Raw genomic sequence first — 23,670 nt, forward strand, 5'->3', positions numbered from 1 at the left:
AGTGAAAAAAGTAGTTATAATTGGTGGAGGGATTGCTGGATTGAGTGCTGGGATATTTGCTCAAAAAAATGGTTTTGATAGTATTATATTGGAAAAACATCATACTTTAGGTGGTGAGTGTACTGGCTGGGATCGGAAAGGCTATCATATTGATGGTTGTATTCACTGGCTCGTTGGAACGAAAGAAGGAACACCAATTCATGATCTTTGGACCACCGTGGGGGCTCTAGACGGGGTTAAGATTTACCACCCTGAGAGTTTTATTGCTGTTGAGCATGATGACATTAAAGTACATTTCTATCGTAATATTGACCGCCTTAAGTCAAGTTGGTTGGAGATATCGCCAAAAGACAAAGAAGTCATAGAGGAGTTTTGTAGGGATATAAAGCAACTACAATCTTTTTCAATACCAGCAGAAAAGCCAATGGATATGATGAATATAATAGAAAAGATAAAGTATATGTTCTCAATGAAAAGTATTGGTCCAATTGTGCAGAAATACGCAAAAATGAGTGTGAAGGAATTGGCCATGAAGTTCAAACATCAAGCGTTGAGGGAAGCTATAGCTTCTTTCATGCCAGAAGGAGAATACAGTGCAATATCCGTTCTTTTTCCTCTCGGAACTTTTACTGGGGGGCAGTCTTCTATTCCTATAGGGGGTTCTAAGGCACTAGCTCAGCGAATGGTGGAGAAATATCTATATTTAGGTGGAGCAGTGGAAGCTTCCTGTGAAGTGGTGGAAGCAGATATTGAAGGAAATATAGTAAAGGGCATCAAATGTAAGGACGGTAGATCCTTCGGGGCAGACTACTTTATTGCCGCTTGTGATGCTAGGGCTTTATATGAGAAGCTACTAAAGGGAGATTATCCCGATCCAGAGTTTCAGAAAAGGTACAACAATCCAGAGATATATCCTTTGGCATCAAACATTTATATCGGAATAGGATATGAAGGTACGATGAACGATATTCCCAGGACTCTTAAATTTCTTGTAGAATCTTTGAATATCAACCAAAATCGGAAACCAATAGAGTATTTACAAATGACCCACTATGATTACGAGCCTAACTTTGCCCCGAAGGGGCACACTGTAATTACCTTTGCAATTAATCAATTTAAGCCAGAACTAGATGAGTGGGAAGTTTTAGTAAAAGATAAGGAAGCTTATGATAAGGAAAAAACTCGGATTGGTAAAGAAGTAATGGATGCAGTGGAAACTCGCTTTCCCCACATGAAAGGAAAGCTGAAACTCCTTGATGTAGCTACCCCACAAACCTATGTACGGTACTGTAATGCTTATCGTGGAGCCTTTATGGGATTTTGGCCGACTATCAGTGGAAAGTCCTTAACTCATACAGGACGTATCAAAGGCCTCGATAATATGCTATTAAGTGGTCAGTGGTTACAGCCGCCTGGGGGACTATCAGTGGCAGTGATTACTGGAAAAGACACAATGATGCGGATTTGCAAGAAAGAAAAGCAGCAATTTGTAAATTTTTAAACTCGATTTAAATTTAATAGTGAATAATTTACTTCCTCAGACAGATGTTTGGGGAAGTTTTTTTATGGTGGTCTTACTTTTAAGCGGAAACACATAAATGTGCAAAAATAAAGGGATTTTGTATTTATTAAGTATAGTGTAAGTGAGTGTTGTGATTGTTGGGATTAAAAAATCAGATAGATAAGAATGAAACAGGTGGTAGAAATCATCTATTCAACTAAAATAAAAATTGATAAAATGACAAGTAAAGAAGAAAAAAAGTTTTTGAAAAGACTCAAGAAATTCCCACAAGATATATTCAATGCCACTGATATAGCAGTTATGGAAGGATTTGAGTATTTTACAACCAGTGAATAGAATCCAAAAATTATCCACTCTGTTACTAGTTTTTGGTAGTACCCCAGGTTGCAGGCAATAACTGGAAGTTATTGCCTGCAACAAGCGCCATTTCTCTTGTTGCTTTTACTGTTGTATCCCTTATTGTTGGTAAACTAGATACCGTAGAGAATAGAATGTAAACCCACTTTTACATTAGTTTCATAACTTCATTAAATACTTTTCCTATATCATCATTAATAATTAAGTCAGCTTTGTTATCAGCAGAAGTTGTACTTTTATTTATAAGAATAAGATTTTTACCTTTAAAATAATTTATGAGACCAGCAGCAGGATAAACTACAAATGAAGTTCCTCCAACAATAAGAGTATCAGCTTTAGTAATTGCATTTACTGCGCCTCTAATTACACAATCATCTAAACCTTCCTCATAAAGTACTACATCAGGTTTAACAGTACCACCACACTTAGTACAAGTAGGAACCCCTTTAGCGTCTAAAATAAATTTAACGGTTTTGTGTGAGGGAAAACCTTATGCACGGTTTGATGAGGAGAAGGAGGCGATGAGCCTCTGACTTACTCTACCTGTAGCAAACTGGAAGTTATTGCTTGCTACTAAGATCCTCAGGGGTTATGAACAGATATTGATATATTATTAATAAAATATTATTCGACCTTGGAGGGCATAGTGAGGAAGCGAAGGTGATGAACTTGCTAATGTTTTATATTTATGGCATGACTATTTTTTATCTAAAGTTAAGAAAAATGAAAAAAAACAACGGATACGAGAATAATTTTTAGACTGCAAATAAATTTTAACCCCAAATTTATTTGCAGTCTTCTTCTTTTTGGGGGAATTGATTCAATACATACTTTTATATACGGTATCATATTATTAACAAATAACAAAATTTGGTACAATGGTAATAATAAGTTATTGATTAAACTTTCATTAACTTATTTATATCTATTAGCAAGCTCAACCCACCCCCAAGAGGCTTTGTGAGGAAGCGACGGTGACGAACTTACTTTTAGTAGTTCAAAGATTTTCGAAGAAAATAATCCTTAACTGCGCATTGCGAATTAAATAGATATATCTACGAAGTAGTATATCTATAGATAATAAGATGGATGAATATTATGGATAAAAAGAATATGAAAGAATTTGCTTTACCGTTAAGTATTATATTTGGTGCTAGTATAGGTGTAATTATTAGTGTTTTATTGTCAAAGGATATTGCAGTTTTTGTAGGAGTAGGAGCTGGAATTGGAGTAGTTATTGGTGCAATTATACAGGGGCAAAACAAGAATTAATCATCTTATAAACTTACGTCTAGTAGTAAAACAAGAATTTTCTATGTAGAGGGGAATTAAAAGAATGAAAACAAAGAATTTAACAGAATCAATAGAAAACTCGTTTAGAAAACAAGTGCAAAAAGATAGTAAAATAAAGAACGCTTATTTATTAGTTCATTCGGAAAAAGAAGGCATTCACATAAATATTGCAGAAGGGTTAACGAATAATATGCCTGCCAACCCGCAGCAGCCAATCTATATGGCTAGTGTGGGTAAATTGTTTACTTCAGCAATTATCGGCATATTAGTAGAAAAGAAAAAGTTGTCTTTTGATGATAAAATCACTAAATACTTAGATCATGAATTATTGAATAACTTGCATTTATACAAGGGGAAGGACTGTACTGATGAAATCAGGATCAAACATCTGCTAAATCAAACATCGGGGTTAGCTGATAATTTTAGGACTCTCCTAGATGAACTTATTAAGGATCATAATCTAAATATAACGCCCAGAGAAGCAGTTGCCTGGGTAAAAAATAATGCAAGACCTCATTTTCCTCCGGGTAAAGGATTTAAATATACAGATACAAATTACCATTTACTAGGTTTGATAATCGAAAGTATCACCGGTGAACCATTTCATGTTGCATTAACAAATTATATTTTTAAACCTCTTGATATGAGGCACTCATATATGAATCACTATTCAGAGCCAATGGAAAAATCCCAGTTTCCTACTGCCGATTTTTTTATACGCGAAACTAGATTAAATGATATTAAAGGGTATGCCGGTCTTGACTATACCGGTGGAGGAGTAGTGGCTACTAATGAAAACTTACTCAAATTCATGAAAGCTTTGGTGAACTATCAAATAGTGACAAAAAACACCCTTGAAGAAATGAAGAATAATTGTGCTAGATTTGGACTAGGAATTGATTATGGATACGGAATTTGGAAGATTAAAACCGTGCCTTTGTTGATGCCTAAAAAATTCAATTCCTGGGGGGCTATAGGGGCAACAGGTTCGTTTATGTTTTATCACCAGGAAAAAGATGCATATATCATTGGATGCTTTAATGATTTTTCATATGAAAGAAAAGGTGTTCGATTTATGCTACTTAATGTAGTTAATAAATTGTAAAAGTACCAGAAGGAGAATGGTTATAATGAATAACCTATGAATTATGCTACTGTCTCTTTATGTAAAGATTTATTTCCATTACTAACCATATACAGAATATAATTTCGAAGGCTATCATAACTATTCTAGTGGGGTAGGTTATAGTCATGGTGAACTTGTAGAGAATGGGTAGCGTCAACATTATCCTTACATCCTTTTTAAGTAGTTCCGAAAAAGCTGGTCTGGGATTTTTTATATCAATAATGAGAAGTGTTATTGTTATGATTCCAGCAGTATTGATCTTAAGTAGCCTTTATGGAATGACAGGGGTATGGATATCATTTGTACTTACTGAGTTGATTGTACTGGTCATAGGGGTGAATAGTATCATAAATTTATCAAAGGTAATTACCATTAACATTTTAGATTTTGCTAAAATGTTAAAATTATCAGTAGAGAAAGTAAAAGAATTAAAGAAAAGGTTTATTCAATAGTAAGCTCGGTCTCGGGTTCCCGTAAGCCGTCACAGGTTTGTGTAAACACAAAGAAACGGCGGCTCTGAAAATCAAATCCGCCATTCCATAAATAATACGCTTACAGTTCATTTATTGTATCAATTATTGCCATATTCCGAATCCGTTTTGATGGAACATAAACCGCAGCAATAGCCGCAGCAAGAACAAACGCAAGTATAATCATTACTGGTATAACAGGTAAATGCCACGTAGCATAGCTAAAATGAGTGGTAATAAGATTGTCATATAATAGCTTGCTAATCAACAAACCAACTACACAGCCAACGGTGCAACCGGACACAGCATAGGTGAACGCTTCAGCGGCTATCATTTTTGTTATCTGACGTTCATCCATACCCACTGCACGCATTGCTCCGTATTGTTTTATTCTTGCGGACACACTCATGGAAATACTGTTCATAATATTGAGTACAGTAACCAATGTGATAATTGACAAAAATCCATATACAAACAGCTGGAATGCCATATATGTGCTGGTAGTTCGCTGGTCACGTTTATCACTAAAGGTGTACTCATCACCTACCACATTATGGATTGCTTCAACATTTTCGTCCGTTACGTTTTTTGTTGTTTGTATCATAATAAGTGAATAATCGGATACACCTGTTATGTGCGTAAAGGTTTTTCCAGAAGTAATAAGCGTTATTGTTCCGTTTGTACTGCCATCTTCGCTGAATGGGTTATATTTCAGCATACCTGCGATTTCAAGTTCTTTATTTCCTACTTGTATTTTATCACCTATCTCTAAGGTACTATCCTTATCCCAAATTGCAAGTACATAACCACTGTCCCCATACACTTTTGAAATATTGCTGCCTTTTCTAAGTTGCTTATCTTTTGTAAGACAATCCAAATCATATTCATCATAAGAAATAATATCAATTTTGTTCGAAGCTATATTATCTTTATTTACTTTTGCCGGAACATCAAGATAGCTCCTGCGACCAAATACATGGTTTACGCCCTCCATATTACTGATTTTATCAAGCAGTACAGTGTCTACCGAATTTGAACTGTCATTACTGTAAATGTTGATGTCAGAAGTGTTCGATGACTGGGGCATTATGTAGCCAACAAGATCTATCAAAACCGAAAAGCTCAAAAAAAGAATGATACTAAGTGCAAATGAGCCTGTCATAAGTAATAAATTTTTCTTTACCGATACTGCATGATGAATGCCAAGAGCGGTTTCAACTTTTGAAAAACGGATATTTACTGCATGGTGCATATTATTTGTGCTTTCAGCATTACACGATACTGCTGTCACAGGTGATACTTTAGCGGCACGTTTTGCAGGAGATCTGGCGGCAATGAGTACTGTAACAACTCCTACAATTATTCCGCTGAAAATACCGATGAAGCTCACTCCGAAAAGGGGTATATTTGAAAATTCCTCACCGACAAGAAAATGTAAGGCAGCACATAGTCCCCATGTAACAACAATTCCAAGTATCACCCCTAACGGAACCGCAGTTTTGCACCAGTTAAGAGCTTCCAATCTTACAAAACGGATAATCTGTTGTTTGCTCATTCCAATGCAACGCATCATTCCAAAAAACTTTGTCCTTTGGGCAACATTACTGTTTATGCTGCTTGAAATCATCAATACTCCTGCAATTAGTATTAGAATAAACAATACTACTGCCACAGAAAATAATGTCTGCACAGTTGTATTGTTGCTCAATCCTTGAAGTGCCAGACTGCCATGCTTATTCAGTAATCTTGTTTCCTCCATTCTAACACCCATTTCTGCCATGCTGAAAATAGCAGTTACCAAAAATACGGCAAATATGATACACAGAAGCGTCATGCGGTTCTGCCGTCTGTGCATTTTTGCAGAAATGGGGATTAGGCTTAGATAGCTTTTCATTCGCGATACCTCCCCAAATCGGTCAGTGCGCCATCGGACACTTGTAGTACCCGATCTGCGGTTTGTGCGATACTTCGATTGTGAGTAATCATAACAATTGTCTGTTCATACTTCTTAGAGGCTTCTTTCAGTAAAGCAATTACTTCACTGCTATTTTGTGTATCCAGATTACCAGTCGGCTCGTCCGCAAGGATAAGCGAGGGCCGCGTAATGAGAGCACGTCCTATTGCTATACGTTGTTGCTGTCCACCTGATAATTGACTTGGCAAATGGTTACGGCGTTCTTTCAAATTAAGCACGGTAAGCAATTCCTCAAGATATCTTTTATCAGGTTTCTGATAGTCAAGCAGTACAGGAAATATGATGTTTTGCTCAACATTCAATTCTGGAATCAGATTAAAACTCTGAAAAATAAAGCCAATATTTCTGCGCCGAAAGATTGTCATGCTGGCATCTTTCATTGAAAAAATATCTTTACCGTCAATAAATACCTTGCCGGAAGTAGGTGTATCAAGTGCGCCTACCATATTCAGAAGTGTACTTTTGCCGGAGCCGGATTCTCCGACGATTGCAACAAATTCGCCTTTCGGAACGGAAAAGCTAACATCTTTTAATGCGTGTACAGTAGCTTCACCGTTGCCATAGGTTTTAGAAATTGATTTAACTTCCAATAAATTCATAGGTTATCCACCTCTTTCTGTTTTTATATTGAAAGGTTATCATGCCAATCCTACGGTTATATGACACTCACCCTACAATTTTGTAGGAATTAAAAAATTAATTGTAAAAGTAGTGCCAATACTCAATTCACTGTCAACCTCGATTGTTCCGCTGTGTGCTTCAACAATAGCTTTCGCAAGCGGAAGTCCAAGTCCGATACCTTGCGAGTCTTTAGAAAAACGACTGCGATAAAACCTTTTGAAAATGTGGTGTAAATCCTCTGGGTGAATACCGCTACCGTTGTCTTTTATGATAACTTGAACAACAGAAGCAAATTGTTTCCATTCAATACGGATAGCATTGCCGTTTTGTGTATGATCAAAAGCATTTTTAACAATATTGCTGATTGCTTCCATCAGCCAGTTACGGTCACACAATAAGGTGACGGTATCATTACCTGACAGATATATTTTCTTTTCCTCTCCCTCGGCACGATATGAAAAGTGTCTTTCTATACAATCCATCATTTCAGATACATTTTCCATAGTTTTTTCTATCATAATTGTTCCAGCGTCAAGCTTTGTGATTTTTAAGAGATTTTGTACCAGCATTTCTATTCTGTCAAGTTCCTGTTCAGAAAGTACAGTGAATTCCTTAATTGTCAGTAAATCTTTTGCTTCCTCTTGCATAATACCGTTATAGATGTTAAGTGCAGCAAGTGGGGTTTTTAACTGGTGGGAAATATCGGATATGGTATTTTTCAAAAACTTTTTTGATTTACCTTCATTTTCAACATGGGCATTCAAAATGGAAACTAAGGAATTTACTTCATGAAATAATCTGTATAGCTCACCTTCGTCATCACACTCAATACGTGCATTTTGATTTCCGGAAATATACTCTTTAATTTGCGTTACTGCATTTTCCATGATTGCGTTTTGTTCCTTGAAATAACTATAACCTATTGCTAATATCGAGATACTCATACACAAGGAGCATATCAATATACACAAGGCTGCATTTTTAAATTTTAAGCCTATGAAAGTAGCAGAAATCAAGGTAAAGGCAATGATAATCAGCAATTCCACACAAAAAAGTTTTTTAATCTTCCTGTTTACCAGTATTTTCATCGCACACCACAATCTACAGTATTCCATTTATACCCCATATGCCGAACCGTCATTATTTTTTGAGGGTCGCCTGGATTGTCCTCAATTTTTGTACGCAGTCTGCGGATATATACAGTGAGGGAATTGTTATTTATATAGTTTTCGTTGCAATCCCATAGTTTGCTTAAAATCTGGTCTGGGGAAAGTACAATGTCTGGATTTCTCATAAACAGGCACAGCATTTTATACTCACTTGCTGTTAAGTCAAGTTGTTCTCCATTTTTATAGATTTCTCCTTTTAACAGTTGTACTTTTATACCATTAGAATTTAATTCGGTATCTGTTTGATTAAAATTGTTACTTCTGCGAAGTAAAGCATTTATTCTTGATAGAAATACTGCCAGTTTGAACGGCTTTGTTATATAATCATCGCCGCCTATATCAAGTCCCATTATAATATCTGTTTCTTCATCAGCAGCAGTCAGAAACATAATCGGTACTTTTGATGTTTTGCGGATTTTTTTGCATAAATTATAGCCAGAGCCATCGGGAAGTGACACATCCAAAATTATTAAATCATATTTCCCATTTATCCATAATGTTTCTGCTTCAAGGCTTGTACGGGCAACGTCTATTTCGTATCCTTGCTTTTTGATCGCAAAAGATAAACCATTAATTAAACTCAAATCATCTTCAACAAAGAAAATGCGTTTCATATGTCTTCACCGTCCTTTATTTTTCTACGGGTATGTCTGCCTTAAACAGGCTTTTTAGCTTCTTTGGGTATCAGCTACATCTTCTTTCAATTTTATTCAATATATAATTGTATACGGTCAACCGAATAAAATCAAGATACAGGCCGCAAAGAATATGCTCTATTACTATCAATGATATGAAATTGTGTACTCATATTATTGGTAGTACTCCAGGGATTATAGCAATAACTGGAAGTTATTGCTTGCTAAATACCGTATAGTTAAAAAATCAAAATAATAAAGTTTTTTATGATAAATTAACTTTTATATTTATTGAACTACCAAAATATAATAAGAAGGAAAATAAATTATAAACTTTCAAAGTAGCAGAAATAGCTAAATTTACTTCTAAGGAATTATTAGAATATGAGGAAAGTTTAAAAGTATATAGAGATAATATTAATGTAATAGAAACTGCAAAAGAAGAAAGCGTAGAAGAAGGTAGAGAAGAAGGTAGAGAAGAAGGTAGAGAAGAAGGTAGAGAGGAAGGTAGAGAGGAAGGTTCAGTTTTAGCAAGAAGGGAAGATATATTGGAAAACTTAAACGAAATAGCTATCGTTACAGAAGATATTATTAAAATGATTAATAAAGAAGATAATATTGAAACCTTAAAGAAATGGGCAAGATTTTCTGCAAGAGCAGATAGTTTAGAAGATTTTGTAGACAAAATAAATTAGAATTTCTTAGTGAAGTGGAGTGTCTTTGTAGCTATATATGCTTTTGTTCCTAATCTTATACCTGTTCAAATGAATGAATTAATATTGGAATATGAAGAAATGAAGAAAACAATCCTCCATATTTCTAGTCTTAGGTAGCACTAGAAATATGGAGATAATTAGAAATTATCCTTTGCTAATTTAAAAAGAGTAATAAATATTCTAGGAAATAAAAGCTTCTAATTATTCTTGTTCAAATTGAAAAAGTTCTTCAATACTGCTTTCTAAAGCCTGAGCAATTTTCCAAGCAAGTATTAGGGATAGATTATAGCGACTTTTCTCAATATGTCCGATAGTTTCTCGTCGAACTTCTACACGATTAGCCAGTTCTTCCTGGGTTAAGTTATGCCGAGCACGAAATTCTTTGATACGATTTTTAATTATAATTTGATTATTCATCCTCCTTTATACCACCCTTCCTCTCATAATACATCAAACTAAAAGTAAAGGTAAGGATTTGAATAATAAATATCAATATCAAAAATAGTATTGCCATATCTAGAGATTCATAGATAGAAACAGCTAAAATACCTACTACAACAACTACAATTGACAATACAAATGCATTTAGTGATGCTTTTCTTGTATTTAACTGCAAAAGTTCGTCTTGTTGTTTCAATATTGGTCCAAAGAAACCAAAAAAACCAAAGAAACCAAACATCCCATAATTTTCAGTGAACAGTCCTCCTAGGCCAACAAGTCCTAGCAAACCCAAATACCACAGTTTAGACTTTTTCATTTTTACTTCCTCCTTCTTGTTCTTATAGATGTTAATAATATAGATATTACTATATTTGTTATAAATACATCGTAAAATGTTATGTATTTATAACAATTTATGATGTAATTATAGCATACCTATATTAAATGTCAAGTATTGGATGTTAAATATTTTTGGGAGTTTATAAATGATTCTTTAAAATCTTTACCAAAGATATAAATACCATAGGAACAACTAACATTTTTATTGCATTAATAAATATTTTACCAATAGGGGTAAATGCATATGTTTCAAGGAGCTTGTACAAATTTTCAGGCAAAACTGATATTTGTGGATTAAAAAGTAAGCCTAGAATAAGTCCTAGTACCATAACTATCGTTACAGAAGATATTATTGAAATGTTTAATAAAGAATATAATATTGAAATCTTAAGGAAATGGGCGAGATTTTCTGCAAGAGCAGACAGTTTAGAAGATTTTGTAGACAAAATAAATTAGAAGACAAAGAGCAAGCTCGGTCTTAGGTTCCCTCGCAAAGGGGGAAGGTGCCACCCTAGGTATCATGGCAATAACTGGAGGTTATTGCCTGCTACAAGCGCCATTTCTCTTGTTGCTTTTACTGTTGTATCTCTTATTGTTTGTAAACTAGATACCGTAGAGAATAGAATGTAAACCCACTTTTATATTAGTTTCATAACTTCATTAAATACTTTTCCTATATTATCATTAATAATTAAGTCAGCTTTGTTATCAGCAGAAGTTGTACTTTTATTTATAAGAATAAGATTTTTACCTTTAAAATAATTTATGAGACCAGCAGCAGGATAAACTACAAGTGAAGTTCCTCCAACAATAAGAGTATCAGCTTTAGTAATTATATTTACTGCGCCTCTAATTACACTATCATCTAAACCTTCCTCATAAAGTACTACATCAGGTTTAACAGTACCACCACACTTAGTACAAGTAGGAACCCCTTTAGCTTCTAAAATAAATTTCACATCATAAAAATCATGACATTTAACACAATAATTTCTGTTAACAGACCCGTGAAGCTCAAAAACATTTTTACTTCCTGCTATTTGATGCAGTCCGTCTATATTTTGGGTAACAATAGCTTTTAATTTATCAAGTTCTTCAAGTTTAGCTAAGGCAATATGGCAACCATTAGGCTTAGCATTTGGATATATGAGTTTTGATTTATAAAAGTTAAAAAACTCATTAGGATATTTTATATAAAAGCTATGAGAAACTAATTGCTCAGGAGTAAAGGTAAGATTTAACTTTTCATTAAATAAACCACCTGAACTTCTAAAATCGGGTATACCACTCTCACAACTACAACCAGCACCACCGAAGAATACTATGTTGTTACTATCTTTTATAATTTGAGTTAACTTTTTTATTTTAGTTTCCATAAAATAATCATCTCCAAAACATAATTTAATACCTTTATTATGGCATAATTTGTGATAAAATAAAACTACATAAATATATTAAAAATATCATAGTGATACCTTTATATTTGTTTTATTTAGATTGGACAACTAAAATAACTTAGGAAGTAGCAAGCTCAACCTAAAGGTCTCAGGAGTATTCAAAGGAACCTTATTTTATGAGAATTTATAATAAAATTATAGATAAGTCTAGGAAACTTAAGTTCTAGGATAAAAATATATTTTAAATTTCTAGTTAGCAAGTTCGTCAGCAGAGCCTCTTCACTAAGAGAAGCGGTACTGATTAACAAACTGTAAAGAAAAACACAAATAATAGTTTTGGTTAAAGAAAGAGTATGTATCCTAATACTACTCATCATATAACTATTAGAGGGAATAGAAGGAATGTCATTTTAAGAGATGAAGAAGATTTTGAAGTTTACCTAACACAATTGCAAGGAAATATTGAATATTACAATAATGAATATGAAATTTTATGTTATTGTCTTATGGATAATCATGTACATCTACTTTTAAATACATACGATAGACATATGAAATTCTTTATGAAGAGAATAAATAGTATTTATCCTCGTTATTTCAATAATAAGTATAATTATTGTGGTCATCAAAGATAAACTTTAGGGAAAGGTTCGGAAGAGCTTGTTATTAATATAAATTCAAAGGATTATGAGAAAGTTGATAATGTGTTAAAAAAAACTGGGACGCTACGCACTCAGTAAGTGCACAGGACCTAGTTAATAAACTGTGAATAATTAACAAATATATTCAAGCAAGGTTTATGAGTATAGTATAAAAAAACAGTTAAAGAGTAAAGGATGGTATAAAAAACTTTTATGTGAATAATGTGATTTAGGTGAGGATAGACGTATGAGATTAGTTAAGTATATTTGGAAAAATAAAGTTTTATCAACTATAATAGCAATTTTAATTACACTGTTTATAATAATGGGTAGGAAATATAATAGTTTGAGAAATTATGTGAATGATACTATTTATATTGAATCATGGAAATTCGCTAGTAATAATTTTGTAATCATTGAGTTGTTAGAAAATGATGAGATAGAACAAGTTGATGAAGAGAAAATTTCTAAATTTTATTATGAAATGTATGAAGAATATAATGAGATATGTAGAGCGTATGGAATGTTAGATGTTTCTGGTAAAAGTGGAACATTTGATAATAGATTAGCAGATAAATATAATGACTTAAAGCGGTCAGAAATTTTAAAGATACATAAAATTATCGATGAAGTATTAATTGAGCATAAAGTATCCTACAAAGATTTAGAAAAATATATGCACTCAGAGAATGTTCACTACAATCAGTTGCTTGTTGAAGAATGGAAGAAAATAATAAATGAGTTAAACTTGTTAGATTTCTAAAGTATATTTTATGTTATTTTTATTTTGTAATCCAATTACTTGCGATGTTTTCCAGTATTTATTAGCAACAAAAATCGTTCATTTCATTACTGATTTTTGCAAAGGGACTACCTATTACAAAAACTAGAATAGCTTTTGTTGATAATATTATACTAAATTAGTAATTTGAAACATATCCTAATTAATGCTTAATTATACCTATTGGGCTAATGCCAGGAAGTTGAATGTAGAGAGTAAAATTGTTAATTATTGAACAAATTTATGAAGATTTAGAATATGATACGGTGAACCGTACTATAAAAGATCGTGTTTTTTTGATGTGGTCAGATATGCTACAGCTCTATCATTCTCAATAATTAAAATGTGGTATAATATTACTAGTATGTTAAAAAAAGAGGTGGGTAGAGTTGTCGAAAAACTGTAACGAAAATTCAAGAGTCAGAATTCCAGCAATCCTACATTTTAAAAGATTATTTATATTAGGTATGGGAGGTAAATATGCAAGTAGGAGATAAAATATCATTTGGCTGTTACGATTGGAGAGTGCTTGACATACAAAACAATGTGGCATTGATTATAACCGAATGTATTATAGAACAACGTGCTTATCATGATGCTTATAAGGATATAACATGGGCAGACTGCTCGTTAAGAAAATATCTTAACAGTGAATTTTATAACAAATTCGACGCAATTGATAAAGCAAGAATAATACCAGTATTAAACAAAAACCTCGACAATCAGTGGTATGGTTCAAAAGGTGGGGAAGATACGCAAGACAGAATATTTTTATTAAGTATTGAGGAAGCAGTGTGCCAATATTTCGGTGATAGCAGTTCAAAACTGCTAAATCCGGGGAAAAATCAAAGATATTGGTTCCAAAGAAAAGACCAAAATAATAGCAAGCGAATTGCCATGTATAAGAGTGGAATATGGTGGTGGTGGCTTCGGTCGCCTGGGCGCGTTAATATAAAGGCTGTATACGTCCACGGTGATGGTAATATAGGTATCCAAGGAAACAATATATTGAAAGGCAACATCAGCGAAGGCATGTGTAGAGGCGGTGTTCGCCCCGCTTTGTGGCTGAAGCTGTAATATAATTCGCCAGGCTATAATGATGAAAAATTTAGAGGAGGAGTTAAGGATGAGCAGATACGAAGAAGGATTAAGATTAATCGAAGAAAGTTGCGGTAACGGAAAAGATAATGTTATTGCTCTCTCAACCATCGCAATGGAACCGAGCGCTGACGGAGTCCCCTGTCCTTATGTACGTGAAGTGGACGCTTATTATGAAGACGGCGTGTTTTATGTTACTACTTGGGCAAAATCAAATAAGATGCAGCAGATAGCTCAAAACAAAGCGGTTGCATTTGCGGTTTGTTTCGAGGGGATTTCCGGAAGTGGGGTTGGCGAAAACCTCGGATGGGTTTTAGACCCGAAAAATGCTGAAATAAGGGCTAAACTTCGCAATGCATTTATCGATTGGTACGACCAGGCAAACAATGAACAGAATGAAAACTGCGTTATTTTGGCAATCCGCATAACAAAAGCCACGATATTTAGAGACCACGGTGCTGTGCGTTACAATATGGACTTTGTGAATAAGTTAGAGATTGAAGAAGGAAAATAAGGTAAGGAATTAAACGATATCTAAATGAGCATTCTCCGAAGTACACTTTCCTAGCATAAGGTGTACTTCACATATTCCCATTTCTCTATCCATCTCTACTGCTTCTTCATAGGACATTTTAACTTCTTCATCACAAATCTGTGTAAAACCATATTCGCCCCACCAAAAATTCATTGACTCATTTTTTATAAATATTGTTTTCATTTTCTTACCCTACCCTCGTTAAAAGATCTGTACATATGTTAATGTAATTTTGCTTGAGATTTATTATATCATAAAACTAAAATGAAAAAAGATATATTGACTCCATTAAATTTATTTTTATATATGTCTTACAAGAATAATTAATATATGAATCTAATCTGAAGCTGCGATTCAGTCGCTAAATGCCCCGGACCTCGTAGTGAGGAGGATTTGCCGACGAGCTTGCTATCACTATAAAAAGAATAGATGAGGCTACATATGTGGTCAGTACGACAAACATGGTAGTAAAGCATATAGTGCAAAACTAGTAATAGAAGATGAACTAATAAATGTTATTGGAAAAGATAATGAAAGAGTTAATGGGGTAACAGAAAAGGGTCTTGTATATGCAAGGCTCTCTTATTATTATTGAAAAGAATAATTACAATGATATAATTGTAAAATATTATGTTGTAATTATTGAAAAAACTAGTATAATTTTTTAAGAGAATACAATATTTTGAGTATGTGGAAAGACATGATTAGTTTAAGTATTAAATATAGAAAGAGAGGTCATTTATGATTAGATTTGTTACAGAACAAGATTTCAATACATGGTTAGAATTAGCTAGAGAGGTCGAACCATTATTTGGTGAAATGGTGGGATGTGAAGATTTCAAAAATGGAATAAAAGAATGCATATCTAATTTATCAGCTTTTTGTATTATAAATACTAATAATAATGATATTAATGGGATAATTGCAATTAATAAAGATGAAAATGAAATAGTTTGGTTAGCGGTTAAGAAAAAATGTCGTGAAAAAGGATATGGTTATGAATTATTAAAAGCTGCAATTGATTGTTTAGATAACAAAAGACCTATATTTGTGCAGACTTTTTCTTCTAATGTGAAAGATGGTGAAGCTGCAAGAAAGTTATATATGAAATTAGGATTTAAAGATTATAAAGATGGTGGAAAAAATCCTGCTGGTGTTGACACAATAATAATGAAGTTGGAGAAAAACATTAATTAGTATAGAAATATATAAACTTAATAAAGCAGGTATAGTTTTTAATTAGGGTTAAATCACATTCTTCTTTAAATATGACCTAATAGAACCTTGACGAGCTTGCTAATAGCCAGTAATAAAATTAATATTTCAGAAATAAATGTATTAGAGGGGTGAGGATTTTGAAAAAAAGGTTTAAAGATTTATCCTTAAGAATTTTTAGATCATTAAAGAAACCATTTATAATTGGCAATAATCCATGGAAAGGTGCAGTATTATCGCTGTTTTTAGTTTCTACAATTGTTTTCATTGTAGGGGTATATAATGCTGTATCCTACGGAAGTTTTTTTGATTTTATAAAGTATATAATATCTTGTGTTCTATTAGTATTCATAATAGGGACAGTAGTTACAATTATCAGTTATTTCCTTAAGAAGATTCCACCAATATATGTTGGCGTTTTAATTGGTTCATTGTTATTATTGGGTTCGCCTTTTATTACAGTATTAATTTTTAGAGTAATATGTGTAGTTTTAAGTATAGCCATATTCACTTCAATACTTGGAGCATGTATATATTCCATTAAAAAGGGCAGTTTTAAAAACTATGGAATTACTAAAAAGGTTTTTATCTCAATGGGGATAGTATCATCGCTATCTATAGGTGCAATTGGAATATTTTGGATTGGCAGTGAAGGAAGTAACATTGAATTCCCAAAATATTTTTCTGAATATAAAAATACTTCTCAAACTACTTTAGAGTTACTTACCCCAGGAAAGTATGGAAATTATAAAGTAAATAGGATTTATTATGGAAGTGGTAATGATTTAAATCGAAAGGAATTTGGTGATAAAGTAGATATTAAAACACATACTGTCGATGGTTCCTCCTTTGTTGAAGGATGGTCTAAAGGAAGGACAAAATATTTAGGATTCGATTCGGAAAATATGCCATTAAATGGGAGTGTGTGGTATCCTGAAGGGGAAGGGGCTTTTCCATTAGTTGTTATGGTACATGGAAATCACGATATGGTAGATTATTCAGATGGTGGATATGATTATTTAGGAAAGCTATTAGCTAGTAAGGGATATATTTTTGTCTCAGTAGAAGAGAACTTTTTAAATCTTACTTTGGGTTATAATGACTATTTAGGATTTAAAGGTCTTAAGGAGGAAAATGATGCAAGGGGGTGGATTCTTTTAGAACACATTAATCTTTGGCAAAAGTGGAATAATTCATCACAGAGTATATTTTATAAAAAAGTAGATATGAATTCTATTGCTGTAATGGGACATTCAAGAGGTGGAGAGGCAGCAGCTGTGGCAGCAGCTTTAAATAAGCTTAAATACTATCCAGATAATGCTAATGTTAAATTGGATTACAATTTTAATATACGCTCTGTTGTTGCTGTTGCACCAACAGATGGACAGTACAAGCCATGTGGCACAGCTACTTCATTAACTGATGTGAATTACTTTGTATTACATGGAGCACATGATATGGATGTAATAAATTTTGATGGTGCTAATCAATATGAAAGAGTTAAATTTACAGGGGAAAAAGAATATTTTAAAGCATCATTATATATATATGGGGCTAATCATGGTCAATTTAATACAAGTTGGGGACGTTCAGATATATCAGGATTTGCTTCATCTTTAAATAATAGAAAACAACTTATGCCAAAGGAGTCACAGGAGAAAATTGTTGAGATTATGGTTACAGCTTTTCTAGAATCAACCTTAAAGGATAAAATAGAATATTCTCAACTGTTTAGAGATATAAGATATGCAAAACAATGGCTTCCTGATACTATTTATATAAATAATTATGAAGATTCTAATACAAAATTAATATGTACCTTTGAAGAGGATATAGATGTTACTACTGGTGAATACGAAAATTGTGAAATTAAAGGAGAAAATTTAACTGTTTGGAAAGAAAAACAGCCTGATTCTAAAACAGGTAAACTGGAAACAAAGGTAGTTTATCTAGGGTGGGATAAAGAAGAGATAGATGAAATCCCATCCTATACAGTAGATATACCAGGAGAATTTGAAGTTGATGAATCTAGTACAATAGTTTTTTCGGCAGCACAAGACTATGAAAAAGATGAAGAATATGATAAAGAACAATTATTGGATTTTACTATAAAAGTATATGATAGTAAAAACAATACAGCAGAATTACCGCTGAGTTATTTTTCATATTTACTGCCAAAAATTGAAGGGAAAATTGGAAAAGGTTCCTTTGGAGATTATTTTCCAATGTCTCAAGTAGTGTTACAAAGTTTTGAGTTTAAACTTTCTGACTTTGAAAAAGTAAATAAGGCATTTAATCCAAGTAAACTTAATAAGCTAAGTTTTGTCTTTAATAAAAGTGAAGAAGGTGAAATTGTTATAGATAATTTGGGTATTAGAGAATAAAAGGAAGCTAATGCTTTTATACCATCAATTTTTTTATTATGTATTAGTTTCAATAATCTCATCCCCTTACTTCTTTAATAACATAAAATACCATTAAATTCCGAGTAAGATAGAGAGAGAATATTCTAAATTATTCGGAATTTAGTTAATCTTACTTATATTCCTCCATTTTGTTTTTTATATCTAGCATTTTATAGTCAAGATGAGTAATGACGTCAGCACATTCTTTTAGTTGTCCTGTCATATTAGTTGGAACAGTTTTGTTAAATTTATAAAAAATTTTGTGCTCAAGGCTTGCCCAAAAATCCATTGCAATGGTTCGGATCTGTATTTCTACTTTTACAGGGACTGTTCTATATGACAGAAATACTGGGATTTCCACGATAAGGTGTAAACTTCGATACCCATTAGGCTTTGGATTTTTGATGTAATCTTTTATTTCGATAATGTTAATATCATTTTGTTTTTCTATTAATTTATATATGTTATAAATATCCGATGTAAAGGAACAAATAATTCTGATTCCGGCAATATCGTGGATATATTTTTGTGCATTTTCAACGGTTACTTTATGACCCTTTCTCTCTACCTTGGATAGAATACTTTCCGTAGATTTTATACGGGATTTAATATGCTCAATAGGGTTATGGGAATGTATAAACTGAAATTCTTCATTTAGTATATTTAATTTGGTACTAACTTCGCTTAAGGCGAATTTATTTAGTAGTAGTAAATTATTCCATTCATCGTTATGTTTTTTCAAAATATTTGACTCCAAATATGATCACTCCTATTTTAATTACCTTCTAAAAAAGTATTTTATGATCAAATTATATCATTTTTTATAAAAAAAGAGAATTGATTTTATCTTCATAGCAAGTGCAACCTAAAGATCTCGCAACCATTCCTCAGGAGCTACAAACATACATTCATAAATTATTGATAAACAATAATTTTAGTGATATACTAATATTATAATTATCGTAAAACAATAATAGTGGGGTGGATTATGGATAATAAAAGGCTAAATAGTTTCTTGATAGGAGAGGGTTTGATTTGTTTAATCACTTTATTTCTGATGAAAGATCATGTGATTGGTTATGACAGTATAATTTCCTTTCCATTTGTACAAATAGGTTATCTGGTCAGAACAATGTCATTAAGTGGTCCCTTTGGGAATGTTATAGCTTGGATAGCTTATGTGTTGTTTTGCATAGCGCCTTTAATTTTACTGAGTCTAAGAATTAAAAAAGGCTTGCACAAAAGTGAGGATATACTACTTATATTATTGTGTGTTCTCTTGTTTGTCAGTATGTATTATATGATTAATCCTGGCTTGGCGGAAGGTATATTAGTTCCAGCTAGACTTAGCGGGTCATGGAAAATGGGGACTTCAAGCGTTGTATATATTGTCCTAATTGGATATGCAATTCTTCGACTGCTTCGTAGATTTCAAACTGAGATGACTAGCAAACTGCTTATTGATCTTGAAGTAATGCTGGTTGTATTTGCGGTTATTTTAGTACTGACATTAACTTTTATAATGCCATTGGAGATTATTAGGGAAATGAAAAATATTGAAGCTGCTAATACAATGGAGGGTATTGATTTTTCCCTTACGCATTTATTTATTATATTAAGAAAAGGCAATAAAATGATTCCACTGTTTTATCAAATTCTAATTGTTTTAGCTGGATTTGACTTGGTACAGGAATTAAAAGTTGAAAGATATAGCCATGAAGTGGTAGAAAAGGCAGTTCAGTTAGGAAATAAATGCAAAAAAGCCATCATGGTAACTGTTGCTGCATCCATTATTATAAATGTACTGCAATTAATAGCAGGTGCAAAGCTGATTCACAGTGATTATCATCTTGATATACCACTTACATCTCTTTTAATTGTCATAATAACAATGTTGCTTGCAAAGTATTTTGCGCACAGCTCACAGATAAAAGAAGAAATGGATTTGTTTGTTTAGGAGGTAGGTATGGCAATTCAGGTATATTTAACAGAAATGTTGAAAGAAAAAAACATGACATCCAAAGAACTATGCTCTTTGATAGGCATAACAGAGGCGAACCTATCTATATTGCGCAGTGGTAAGGCAAAAGGGATAAGGTTCAATACAATGAATAAAATTTGTTATTATTTGGATTGTGAGTTGGGTGACATATTGAAATTTGATGGGAGAATGGAGGACGAAGATGAATAAGAAAATTATTGCATGCTTAGTGTTGATATCCGTTATATTTTCTGGATGTCAGCTTGCTGTAGAAGAAGCTGGAAGTCCTAATGGAGAGGACAAATTAGTAGGGGTTTTTGTGACAGAAGAACACCTTGATTTATACGATATTGAGGCGTTTGCATCAGAAAATAGTAACAAATTGATTCAAGGTGGAGAAGTTGTTTTAGACAGTAAATATGAAGGAAGAGTATTTGGAACAATTGACGAAAATAATTACAATGATGTTGTTTTTGAAGATTATGAGGGTGTCTTGTTTATAGATGCCAGTTACGAAAAGGATGGAGAAAGTTATAACCGTGTTGGGAATAGTAATCAGATCACTCAGATACATGTAAGTGTTGACGATGATGGTAAAGAAATAGAAGGTACTATTTTTGCGAAAAATGAGCCTATGATTTTGGCTGTATTGAATCCGGTTTACCAGACGGGTGAAGGTGAGATATATCTTACTTCAGGATCAGGAATATCTATGGATGGTGAATGTGGCGGTGGTGCTATGTCTATGTTCTTATCAGAGAATCACACGATTCGTGAAGGGAATAGTGAATCCTCTGAAAGCTTTAAAGTAAAAGTTAATATTGAAAGTGTTATTGATGCGGAGTATTATGTTTTAAAACAGATGGATGATGATGACGATCAGGTCATTACACAGAAAATCTATAGTAATAATATACCTAGTAGTATTGAAGTGAGAGATGAAACAAAATATATGATTCTTGAAAAAGTTGGTGTGGATTATGAAGGGAATCCAATTGTAGAAAGACAGCTTATTAATGACGAAGAGTATTTTTATGTTTACTTTTTCAATGAAAGTGCTTTCGCAGAAGGTCATTCGATACTATTGAATTATTAATAAATTTTACATTATCCATGAGAGAAAGGAACGTTTTTTATGAAAAAAAAATATAAATTCTTAATTGCTATTATATGCGTTGTTATGTGTTTGCTTTTTTGGTTCATACAGCGGAATAAGATTGTTGGGACTATTTATGGTCCTGAAATGCAAAAGATTATAATAGATGATGTTTCCTATGTTTGGGGAGATACACCATATAATGGTACTGACAAAAGTTTTCATATCGGTAAAGGAGCATGGCCAGATGGAACAAGAGTGCTGGATTTGTATAGGATTAAGGGCGATAAAGAATTTAAGTATCTATATGCTCGACATGGTTGGGAAGGAAAAATGTATGTGCGTGAATAGCAAGCTCCTTTAGCTGCGATTCAGTCGCTAAATGCCCGGACCTAATTAAATATTTGTTAGTTATTGAAAATTTGTTTACTAGGTCCGGACCTTGTAGCGAGGAGGATTTGCCGACGAGCTTGCTAACATCTATAATAGTTAAAAATCATTTTTTCTTAAATTCATTGTTATCTAAAATAATAACCCCAGACATATCTTCCTTTGCTGCCCTCTTTGTGTGATTTACGAGTTTTATAACGTTCTTGTATGATTGTTTTGCTCCCTTTACAAGCAAGGGCACTCCTATAAAATCAATTTTTAGCCATCTAGAAAACAATCCACCAAAAGTCATTGGTAATGGAACAGTTGGCGACGTATTGGAAAATATAATTTTCTCATTTAATACATTTTGTTTGTGAAACATAGTAGCTAAATTAAATAATCCTGGTATTAAAAATTTAGAACGTCCCCTGCCTACAGTATAGACTTGATTTCCATCTTCATCACTTCCATAATAAAAAAGTTCTCCACAATTTCCATATACTAACTTATTAAAGTTAGGTAACTCCAATATTTCATCCTTGGTCGGTTCTTTGGTTTCATCTAGCATTTTTAAGTGATAAGCAACTGCTAAAATAGAGGAGTGGGTACCTCCATAACAATTATATATGTATATCATTTAAATCACCTGATTCCTTTTTTTGTTCTGTTTTAATAATTGTAGTATATGCATTAACCATTGATAATAATTATTCTTTGAAAACGCTTCATAATAATTTCATTGAGCTATGGGCACTTCCATTAGCATTAATAATATCATCATCTGTAAGGCCTGCTTCAACTGCAATATCATAAGCTTTACCAAAACACCCTACATCCTCCGATTTGTGTGCATCACTTCCTAATGAAAATTTAACCCCCATATTTTTCATCCTTTTTATTGTTTCAATATCCATATTCCTATGACCTCTGTTAATTTCCAAAGCAGTATTTCTTTCAACAGCAACCTTTCCAATTTCGATAATATCTGGGTTAACATGCTCTAAAGGATGATTAAGTATTGTAATTTCATATTTTTTAATAGCATTGATTGCAGCTTCTGTATAATTCCTCAATAAAAATGGATTTTGTAGTGATCCAGGATGATAACCTACACAAATTATGTCCAGGTAATCAATTATTTCATCTTTAATATCTATATCACCTTTTTTAGTAATAATATTACATTCTACGCCAAGTAGAATCTTAAAGTTATTCTCTTTCAATAATGAACTCTTATTATAATCATCAATTTCTTTACGTATTTTTTCATATTGATTTATTTTCATGCCGAAGATAACATGCCTATAACCATGGTCTGTTATGGCGATTTCTTTTAATCCTCTTTTTATTCCAGCTTTAACATTTGATTCAATACTTCCTTTTGCATGTTCCCCAAAAATAATATTAAATAAGGGAATATGTCCCTTTGCAATTTTAGTATGAGTATGATAGTCTGCGATAATCTTAAAACTCATTTTATCACCT

The 23,670-nt window shown here is 32.8% G+C and carries 28 protein-coding genes and 1 pseudogene; 17 read left to right on the forward strand and 12 right to left on the reverse strand.

The genetic code is table 11. From position 1 onward, the window contains the following. The first annotated feature begins 1 nt into the window (after position 1). Together ACQ3F0_RS15855 and ACQ3F0_RS15860 are read left to right on the forward strand one after the other, a co-directional pair. Positions 2 to 1,501 (forward strand): phytoene desaturase family protein, encoded by a 1,500-nt coding sequence (locus tag ACQ3F0_RS15855; protein WP_428866347.1) that lies wholly within the window; start codon positions 2 to 4, stop codon positions 1,499 to 1,501. 186 nt (positions 1,502 to 1,687) lie between these two features. Then, complete coding sequence (locus ACQ3F0_RS15860; protein WP_428866348.1) at positions 1,688 to 1,858, forward strand: hypothetical protein; 171 nt, start codon at positions 1,688 to 1,690, stop codon at positions 1,856 to 1,858. A 169-nt stretch (positions 1,859 to 2,027) separates the two neighbouring features. Here the strand turns inward: ACQ3F0_RS15860 and ACQ3F0_RS15865 are convergent. Beyond that, positions 2,028 to 2,345: pseudogene (locus ACQ3F0_RS15865) on the reverse strand (Sir2 family NAD-dependent protein deacetylase); the annotation flags it as partial. Between the two features lie 632 nt (positions 2,346 to 2,977). Here ACQ3F0_RS15865 and ACQ3F0_RS15870 point away from each other — a divergent pair. The 3 genes from ACQ3F0_RS15870 (at position 2,978) to ACQ3F0_RS15880 (ending at position 4,750) form a co-directional block, all read left to right on the forward strand. Beyond that, complete coding sequence (locus ACQ3F0_RS15870; RefSeq protein ID WP_428866349.1) at positions 2,978 to 3,151, forward strand: hypothetical protein; 174 nt, start codon at positions 2,978 to 2,980, stop codon at positions 3,149 to 3,151. Between the two features lie 64 nt (positions 3,152 to 3,215). After that, positions 3,216 to 4,277: a serine hydrolase domain-containing protein gene (locus tag ACQ3F0_RS15875; protein WP_428866350.1), complete on the forward strand. Its 1,062-nt coding sequence runs from the start codon at positions 3,216 to 3,218 to the stop codon at positions 4,275 to 4,277. A 164-nt stretch (positions 4,278 to 4,441) separates the two neighbouring features. Next, complete coding sequence (locus ACQ3F0_RS15880) at positions 4,442 to 4,750, forward strand: hypothetical protein (protein WP_428866351.1); 309 nt, start codon at positions 4,442 to 4,444, stop codon at positions 4,748 to 4,750. Positions 4,751 to 4,850: 100 nt separating this feature from the next. Here ACQ3F0_RS15880 and ACQ3F0_RS15885 read toward each other — a convergent pair whose 3' ends face one another. From ACQ3F0_RS15885 to ACQ3F0_RS15900, 4 genes are all read right to left on the reverse strand, one after another. Continuing rightward, the gene (locus ACQ3F0_RS15885; protein ID WP_428866352.1) at positions 4,851 to 6,662 is read right to left on the reverse strand and encodes an ABC transporter permease; all 1,812 of its coding nucleotides are present in this window, start codon (positions 6,660 to 6,662) and stop codon (positions 4,851 to 4,853) included. Further along, positions 6,659 to 7,342 (reverse strand): ABC transporter ATP-binding protein, encoded by a 684-nt coding sequence (locus tag ACQ3F0_RS15890; protein ID WP_428866353.1) that lies wholly within the window; start codon positions 7,340 to 7,342, stop codon positions 6,659 to 6,661. Before ACQ3F0_RS15890 ends, ACQ3F0_RS15885 begins: the two co-directional genes overlap by 4 nt. A gap of 72 nt (positions 7,343 to 7,414) precedes the next feature. Beyond that, entirely contained in the window at positions 7,415 to 8,452 is a 1,038-nt protein-coding gene (locus ACQ3F0_RS15895) for a sensor histidine kinase (RefSeq protein ID WP_428866354.1), read from the reverse strand. Beyond that, positions 8,449 to 9,147, reverse strand: a complete 699-nt coding sequence (locus tag ACQ3F0_RS15900; RefSeq protein ID WP_428866355.1) for a response regulator transcription factor — start codon at positions 9,145 to 9,147, stop codon at positions 8,449 to 8,451. Before ACQ3F0_RS15900 ends, ACQ3F0_RS15895 begins: the two co-directional genes overlap by 4 nt. Before the next feature lie 569 nt (positions 9,148 to 9,716). On the opposite strand from ACQ3F0_RS15900, the gene ACQ3F0_RS15905 reads away from it, so the two are divergent. Beyond that, positions 9,717 to 9,863: a hypothetical protein gene (locus tag ACQ3F0_RS15905; RefSeq protein ID WP_428866356.1), complete on the forward strand. Its 147-nt coding sequence runs from the start codon at positions 9,717 to 9,719 to the stop codon at positions 9,861 to 9,863. Between the two features lie 222 nt (positions 9,864 to 10,085). Here the strand turns inward: ACQ3F0_RS15905 and ACQ3F0_RS15910 are convergent, their stop codons facing one another. Beyond that, complete coding sequence (locus ACQ3F0_RS15910) at positions 10,086 to 10,301, reverse strand: helix-turn-helix transcriptional regulator (RefSeq protein ID WP_428866357.1); 216 nt, start codon at positions 10,299 to 10,301, stop codon at positions 10,086 to 10,088. After that, positions 10,294 to 10,641 carry a DUF3796 domain-containing protein gene (locus ACQ3F0_RS15915; protein WP_428866358.1) on the reverse strand — a complete coding sequence of 116 codons (348 nt, stop codon included), beginning with the start codon at positions 10,639 to 10,641 and terminating at the stop codon, positions 10,294 to 10,296. Before ACQ3F0_RS15915 ends, ACQ3F0_RS15910 begins: the two co-directional genes overlap by 8 nt. A gap of 281 nt (positions 10,642 to 10,922) precedes the next feature. Here ACQ3F0_RS15915 and ACQ3F0_RS15920 point away from each other — a divergent pair, with 281 nt between their 5' ends. Continuing rightward, entirely contained in the window at positions 10,923 to 11,120 is a 198-nt protein-coding gene (locus ACQ3F0_RS15920) for a hypothetical protein (RefSeq protein ID WP_428866359.1), read from the forward strand. A 182-nt stretch (positions 11,121 to 11,302) separates the two neighbouring features. Here ACQ3F0_RS15920 and ACQ3F0_RS15925 read toward each other — a convergent pair whose 3' ends face one another. Next, positions 11,303 to 12,040, reverse strand: a complete 738-nt coding sequence (locus ACQ3F0_RS15925; protein WP_428866360.1) for an NAD-dependent protein deacylase — start codon at positions 12,038 to 12,040, stop codon at positions 11,303 to 11,305. Between the two features lie 374 nt (positions 12,041 to 12,414). On the opposite strand from ACQ3F0_RS15925, the gene ACQ3F0_RS15930 reads away from it, so the two are divergent. From ACQ3F0_RS15930 to ACQ3F0_RS15945, 4 genes are all read left to right on the forward strand, one after another. Continuing rightward, positions 12,415 to 12,696 (forward strand): transposase, encoded by a 282-nt coding sequence (locus ACQ3F0_RS15930; protein WP_428866361.1) that lies wholly within the window; start codon positions 12,415 to 12,417, stop codon positions 12,694 to 12,696. Between the two features lie 253 nt (positions 12,697 to 12,949). Continuing rightward, positions 12,950 to 13,465 carry a hypothetical protein gene (locus ACQ3F0_RS15935; RefSeq protein WP_428866362.1) on the forward strand — a complete coding sequence of 172 codons (516 nt, stop codon included), beginning with the start codon at positions 12,950 to 12,952 and terminating at the stop codon, positions 13,463 to 13,465. A gap of 498 nt (positions 13,466 to 13,963) precedes the next feature. Continuing rightward, positions 13,964 to 14,560, forward strand: coding sequence for a DUF6273 domain-containing protein (locus ACQ3F0_RS15940; RefSeq protein ID WP_428866363.1), 597 nt, complete (start codon positions 13,964 to 13,966; stop codon positions 14,558 to 14,560). A gap of 49 nt (positions 14,561 to 14,609) precedes the next feature. Then, on the forward strand, positions 14,610 to 15,095 hold the full coding sequence (locus ACQ3F0_RS15945) for a pyridoxamine 5'-phosphate oxidase family protein (RefSeq protein ID WP_428866364.1): 486 nt from the start codon (positions 14,610 to 14,612) through the stop codon (positions 15,093 to 15,095). Positions 15,096 to 15,104: 9 nt separating this feature from the next. Here the strand turns inward: ACQ3F0_RS15945 and ACQ3F0_RS15950 are convergent, their stop codons facing one another. Continuing rightward, entirely contained in the window at positions 15,105 to 15,299 is a 195-nt protein-coding gene (locus ACQ3F0_RS15950; RefSeq protein WP_428866365.1) for a hypothetical protein, read from the reverse strand. A 558-nt stretch (positions 15,300 to 15,857) separates the two neighbouring features. Here ACQ3F0_RS15950 and ACQ3F0_RS15955 point away from each other — a divergent pair. Together ACQ3F0_RS15955 and ACQ3F0_RS15960 are read left to right on the forward strand one after the other, a co-directional pair. Then, a complete protein-coding gene (locus ACQ3F0_RS15955) occupies positions 15,858 to 16,313 on the forward strand; it encodes a GNAT family N-acetyltransferase (RefSeq protein ID WP_428866366.1) in 456 nt (151 codons plus the stop codon). A gap of 158 nt (positions 16,314 to 16,471) precedes the next feature. After that, complete coding sequence (locus tag ACQ3F0_RS15960) at positions 16,472 to 18,715, forward strand: alpha/beta hydrolase (protein ID WP_428866367.1); 2,244 nt, start codon at positions 16,472 to 16,474, stop codon at positions 18,713 to 18,715. 151 nt (positions 18,716 to 18,866) lie between these two features. On the opposite strand, the gene ACQ3F0_RS15965 is transcribed toward ACQ3F0_RS15960, so the two are convergent. Further along, entirely contained in the window at positions 18,867 to 19,493 is a 627-nt protein-coding gene (locus ACQ3F0_RS15965) for a GTP pyrophosphokinase (protein ID WP_428866368.1), read from the reverse strand. A 231-nt stretch (positions 19,494 to 19,724) separates the two neighbouring features. On the opposite strand from ACQ3F0_RS15965, the gene ACQ3F0_RS15970 reads away from it, so the two are divergent. From ACQ3F0_RS15970 to ACQ3F0_RS15985, 4 genes are read left to right on the forward strand one after another with little or no spacing between them, the layout of a single operon-like run. Then, positions 19,725 to 20,693 carry a hypothetical protein gene (locus ACQ3F0_RS15970; protein WP_428866369.1) on the forward strand — a complete coding sequence of 323 codons (969 nt, stop codon included), beginning with the start codon at positions 19,725 to 19,727 and terminating at the stop codon, positions 20,691 to 20,693. 9 nt (positions 20,694 to 20,702) lie between these two features. Further along, a complete protein-coding gene (locus ACQ3F0_RS15975; protein WP_428866370.1) occupies positions 20,703 to 20,927 on the forward strand; it encodes a helix-turn-helix domain-containing protein in 225 nt (74 codons plus the stop codon). Next, entirely contained in the window at positions 20,920 to 21,813 is an 894-nt protein-coding gene (locus tag ACQ3F0_RS15980) for a hypothetical protein (RefSeq protein WP_428866371.1), read from the forward strand. The genes ACQ3F0_RS15975 and ACQ3F0_RS15980 overlap by 8 nt, the downstream gene beginning before the upstream one ends. Before the next feature lie 39 nt (positions 21,814 to 21,852). After that, positions 21,853 to 22,164 carry a hypothetical protein gene (locus tag ACQ3F0_RS15985; protein WP_428866372.1) on the forward strand — a complete coding sequence of 104 codons (312 nt, stop codon included), beginning with the start codon at positions 21,853 to 21,855 and terminating at the stop codon, positions 22,162 to 22,164. A 145-nt stretch (positions 22,165 to 22,309) separates the two neighbouring features. Here ACQ3F0_RS15985 and ACQ3F0_RS15990 read toward each other — a convergent pair whose 3' ends face one another. Both ACQ3F0_RS15990 and ACQ3F0_RS15995 read right to left on the reverse strand, forming a co-directional pair. Beyond that, entirely contained in the window at positions 22,310 to 22,822 is a 513-nt protein-coding gene (locus tag ACQ3F0_RS15990; RefSeq protein WP_428866373.1) for a DUF3189 family protein, read from the reverse strand. Between the two features lie 88 nt (positions 22,823 to 22,910). Continuing rightward, the gene (locus ACQ3F0_RS15995; RefSeq protein WP_428866374.1) at positions 22,911 to 23,660 is read right to left on the reverse strand and encodes a PHP domain-containing protein; all 750 of its coding nucleotides are present in this window, start codon (positions 23,658 to 23,660) and stop codon (positions 22,911 to 22,913) included. Positions 23,661 to 23,670 lie beyond the last annotated feature (10 nt).

Source organism: Clostridium sediminicola, assembly GCF_050402865.1.
GTDB lineage: Bacteria > Bacillota > Clostridia > Clostridiales > Clostridiaceae > Clostridium_AF > Clostridium_AF sediminicola.

What these genes read in the sequence shown, in the direction of transcription:
- ACQ3F0_RS15885 (WP_428866352.1), bottom strand. Translation starts at nt 6,662, where the DNA reads ATGAAAAGCTATCTAAGCCTAATCCCCATTTCTGCAAAAATGCACAGA.
- ACQ3F0_RS15945 (WP_428866364.1), top strand. Translation starts at nt 14,610, where the DNA reads ATGAGCAGATACGAAGAAGGATTAAGATTAATCGAAGAAAGTTGCGGT.
- ACQ3F0_RS15990 (WP_428866373.1), bottom strand. Translation starts at nt 22,822, where the DNA reads ATGATATACATATATAATTGTTATGGAGGTACCCACTCCTCTATTTTA.
- ACQ3F0_RS15870 (WP_428866349.1), top strand. Translation starts at nt 2,978, where the DNA reads ATGGATAAAAAGAATATGAAAGAATTTGCTTTACCGTTAAGTATTATA.
- ACQ3F0_RS15975 (WP_428866370.1), top strand. Translation starts at nt 20,703, where the DNA reads ATGGCAATTCAGGTATATTTAACAGAAATGTTGAAAGAAAAAAACATG.
- ACQ3F0_RS15915 (WP_428866358.1), bottom strand. Translation starts at nt 10,641, where the DNA reads ATGAAAAAGTCTAAACTGTGGTATTTGGGTTTGCTAGGACTTGTTGGC.
- ACQ3F0_RS15860 (WP_428866348.1), top strand. Translation starts at nt 1,688, where the DNA reads ATGAAACAGGTGGTAGAAATCATCTATTCAACTAAAATAAAAATTGAT.
- ACQ3F0_RS15950 (WP_428866365.1), bottom strand. Translation starts at nt 15,299, where the DNA reads ATGAAAACAATATTTATAAAAAATGAGTCAATGAATTTTTGGTGGGGC.
- ACQ3F0_RS15930 (WP_428866361.1), top strand. Translation starts at nt 12,415, where the DNA reads ATGTATCCTAATACTACTCATCATATAACTATTAGAGGGAATAGAAGG.
- ACQ3F0_RS15895 (WP_428866354.1), bottom strand. Translation starts at nt 8,452, where the DNA reads ATGAAAATACTGGTAAACAGGAAGATTAAAAAACTTTTTTGTGTGGAA.
- ACQ3F0_RS15925 (WP_428866360.1), bottom strand. Translation starts at nt 12,040, where the DNA reads ATGGAAACTAAAATAAAAAAGTTAACTCAAATTATAAAAGATAGTAAC.
- ACQ3F0_RS15995 (WP_428866374.1), bottom strand. Translation starts at nt 23,660, where the DNA reads ATGAGTTTTAAGATTATCGCAGACTATCATACTCATACTAAAATTGCA.
- ACQ3F0_RS15890 (WP_428866353.1), bottom strand. Translation starts at nt 7,342, where the DNA reads ATGAATTTATTGGAAGTTAAATCAATTTCTAAAACCTATGGCAACGGT.
- ACQ3F0_RS15970 (WP_428866369.1), top strand. Translation starts at nt 19,725, where the DNA reads ATGGATAATAAAAGGCTAAATAGTTTCTTGATAGGAGAGGGTTTGATT.
- ACQ3F0_RS15900 (WP_428866355.1), bottom strand. Translation starts at nt 9,147, where the DNA reads ATGAAACGCATTTTCTTTGTTGAAGATGATTTGAGTTTAATTAATGGT.
- ACQ3F0_RS15875 (WP_428866350.1), top strand. Translation starts at nt 3,216, where the DNA reads ATGAAAACAAAGAATTTAACAGAATCAATAGAAAACTCGTTTAGAAAA.
- ACQ3F0_RS15985 (WP_428866372.1), top strand. Translation starts at nt 21,853, where the DNA reads ATGAAAAAAAAATATAAATTCTTAATTGCTATTATATGCGTTGTTATG.
- ACQ3F0_RS15940 (WP_428866363.1), top strand. Translation starts at nt 13,964, where the DNA reads ATGCAAGTAGGAGATAAAATATCATTTGGCTGTTACGATTGGAGAGTG.
- ACQ3F0_RS15980 (WP_428866371.1), top strand. Translation starts at nt 20,920, where the DNA reads ATGAATAAGAAAATTATTGCATGCTTAGTGTTGATATCCGTTATATTT.
- ACQ3F0_RS15880 (WP_428866351.1), top strand. Translation starts at nt 4,442, where the DNA reads ATGGGTAGCGTCAACATTATCCTTACATCCTTTTTAAGTAGTTCCGAA.
- ACQ3F0_RS15935 (WP_428866362.1), top strand. Translation starts at nt 12,950, where the DNA reads ATGAGATTAGTTAAGTATATTTGGAAAAATAAAGTTTTATCAACTATA.
- ACQ3F0_RS15910 (WP_428866357.1), bottom strand. Translation starts at nt 10,301, where the DNA reads ATGAATAATCAAATTATAATTAAAAATCGTATCAAAGAATTTCGTGCT.
- ACQ3F0_RS15955 (WP_428866366.1), top strand. Translation starts at nt 15,858, where the DNA reads ATGATTAGATTTGTTACAGAACAAGATTTCAATACATGGTTAGAATTA.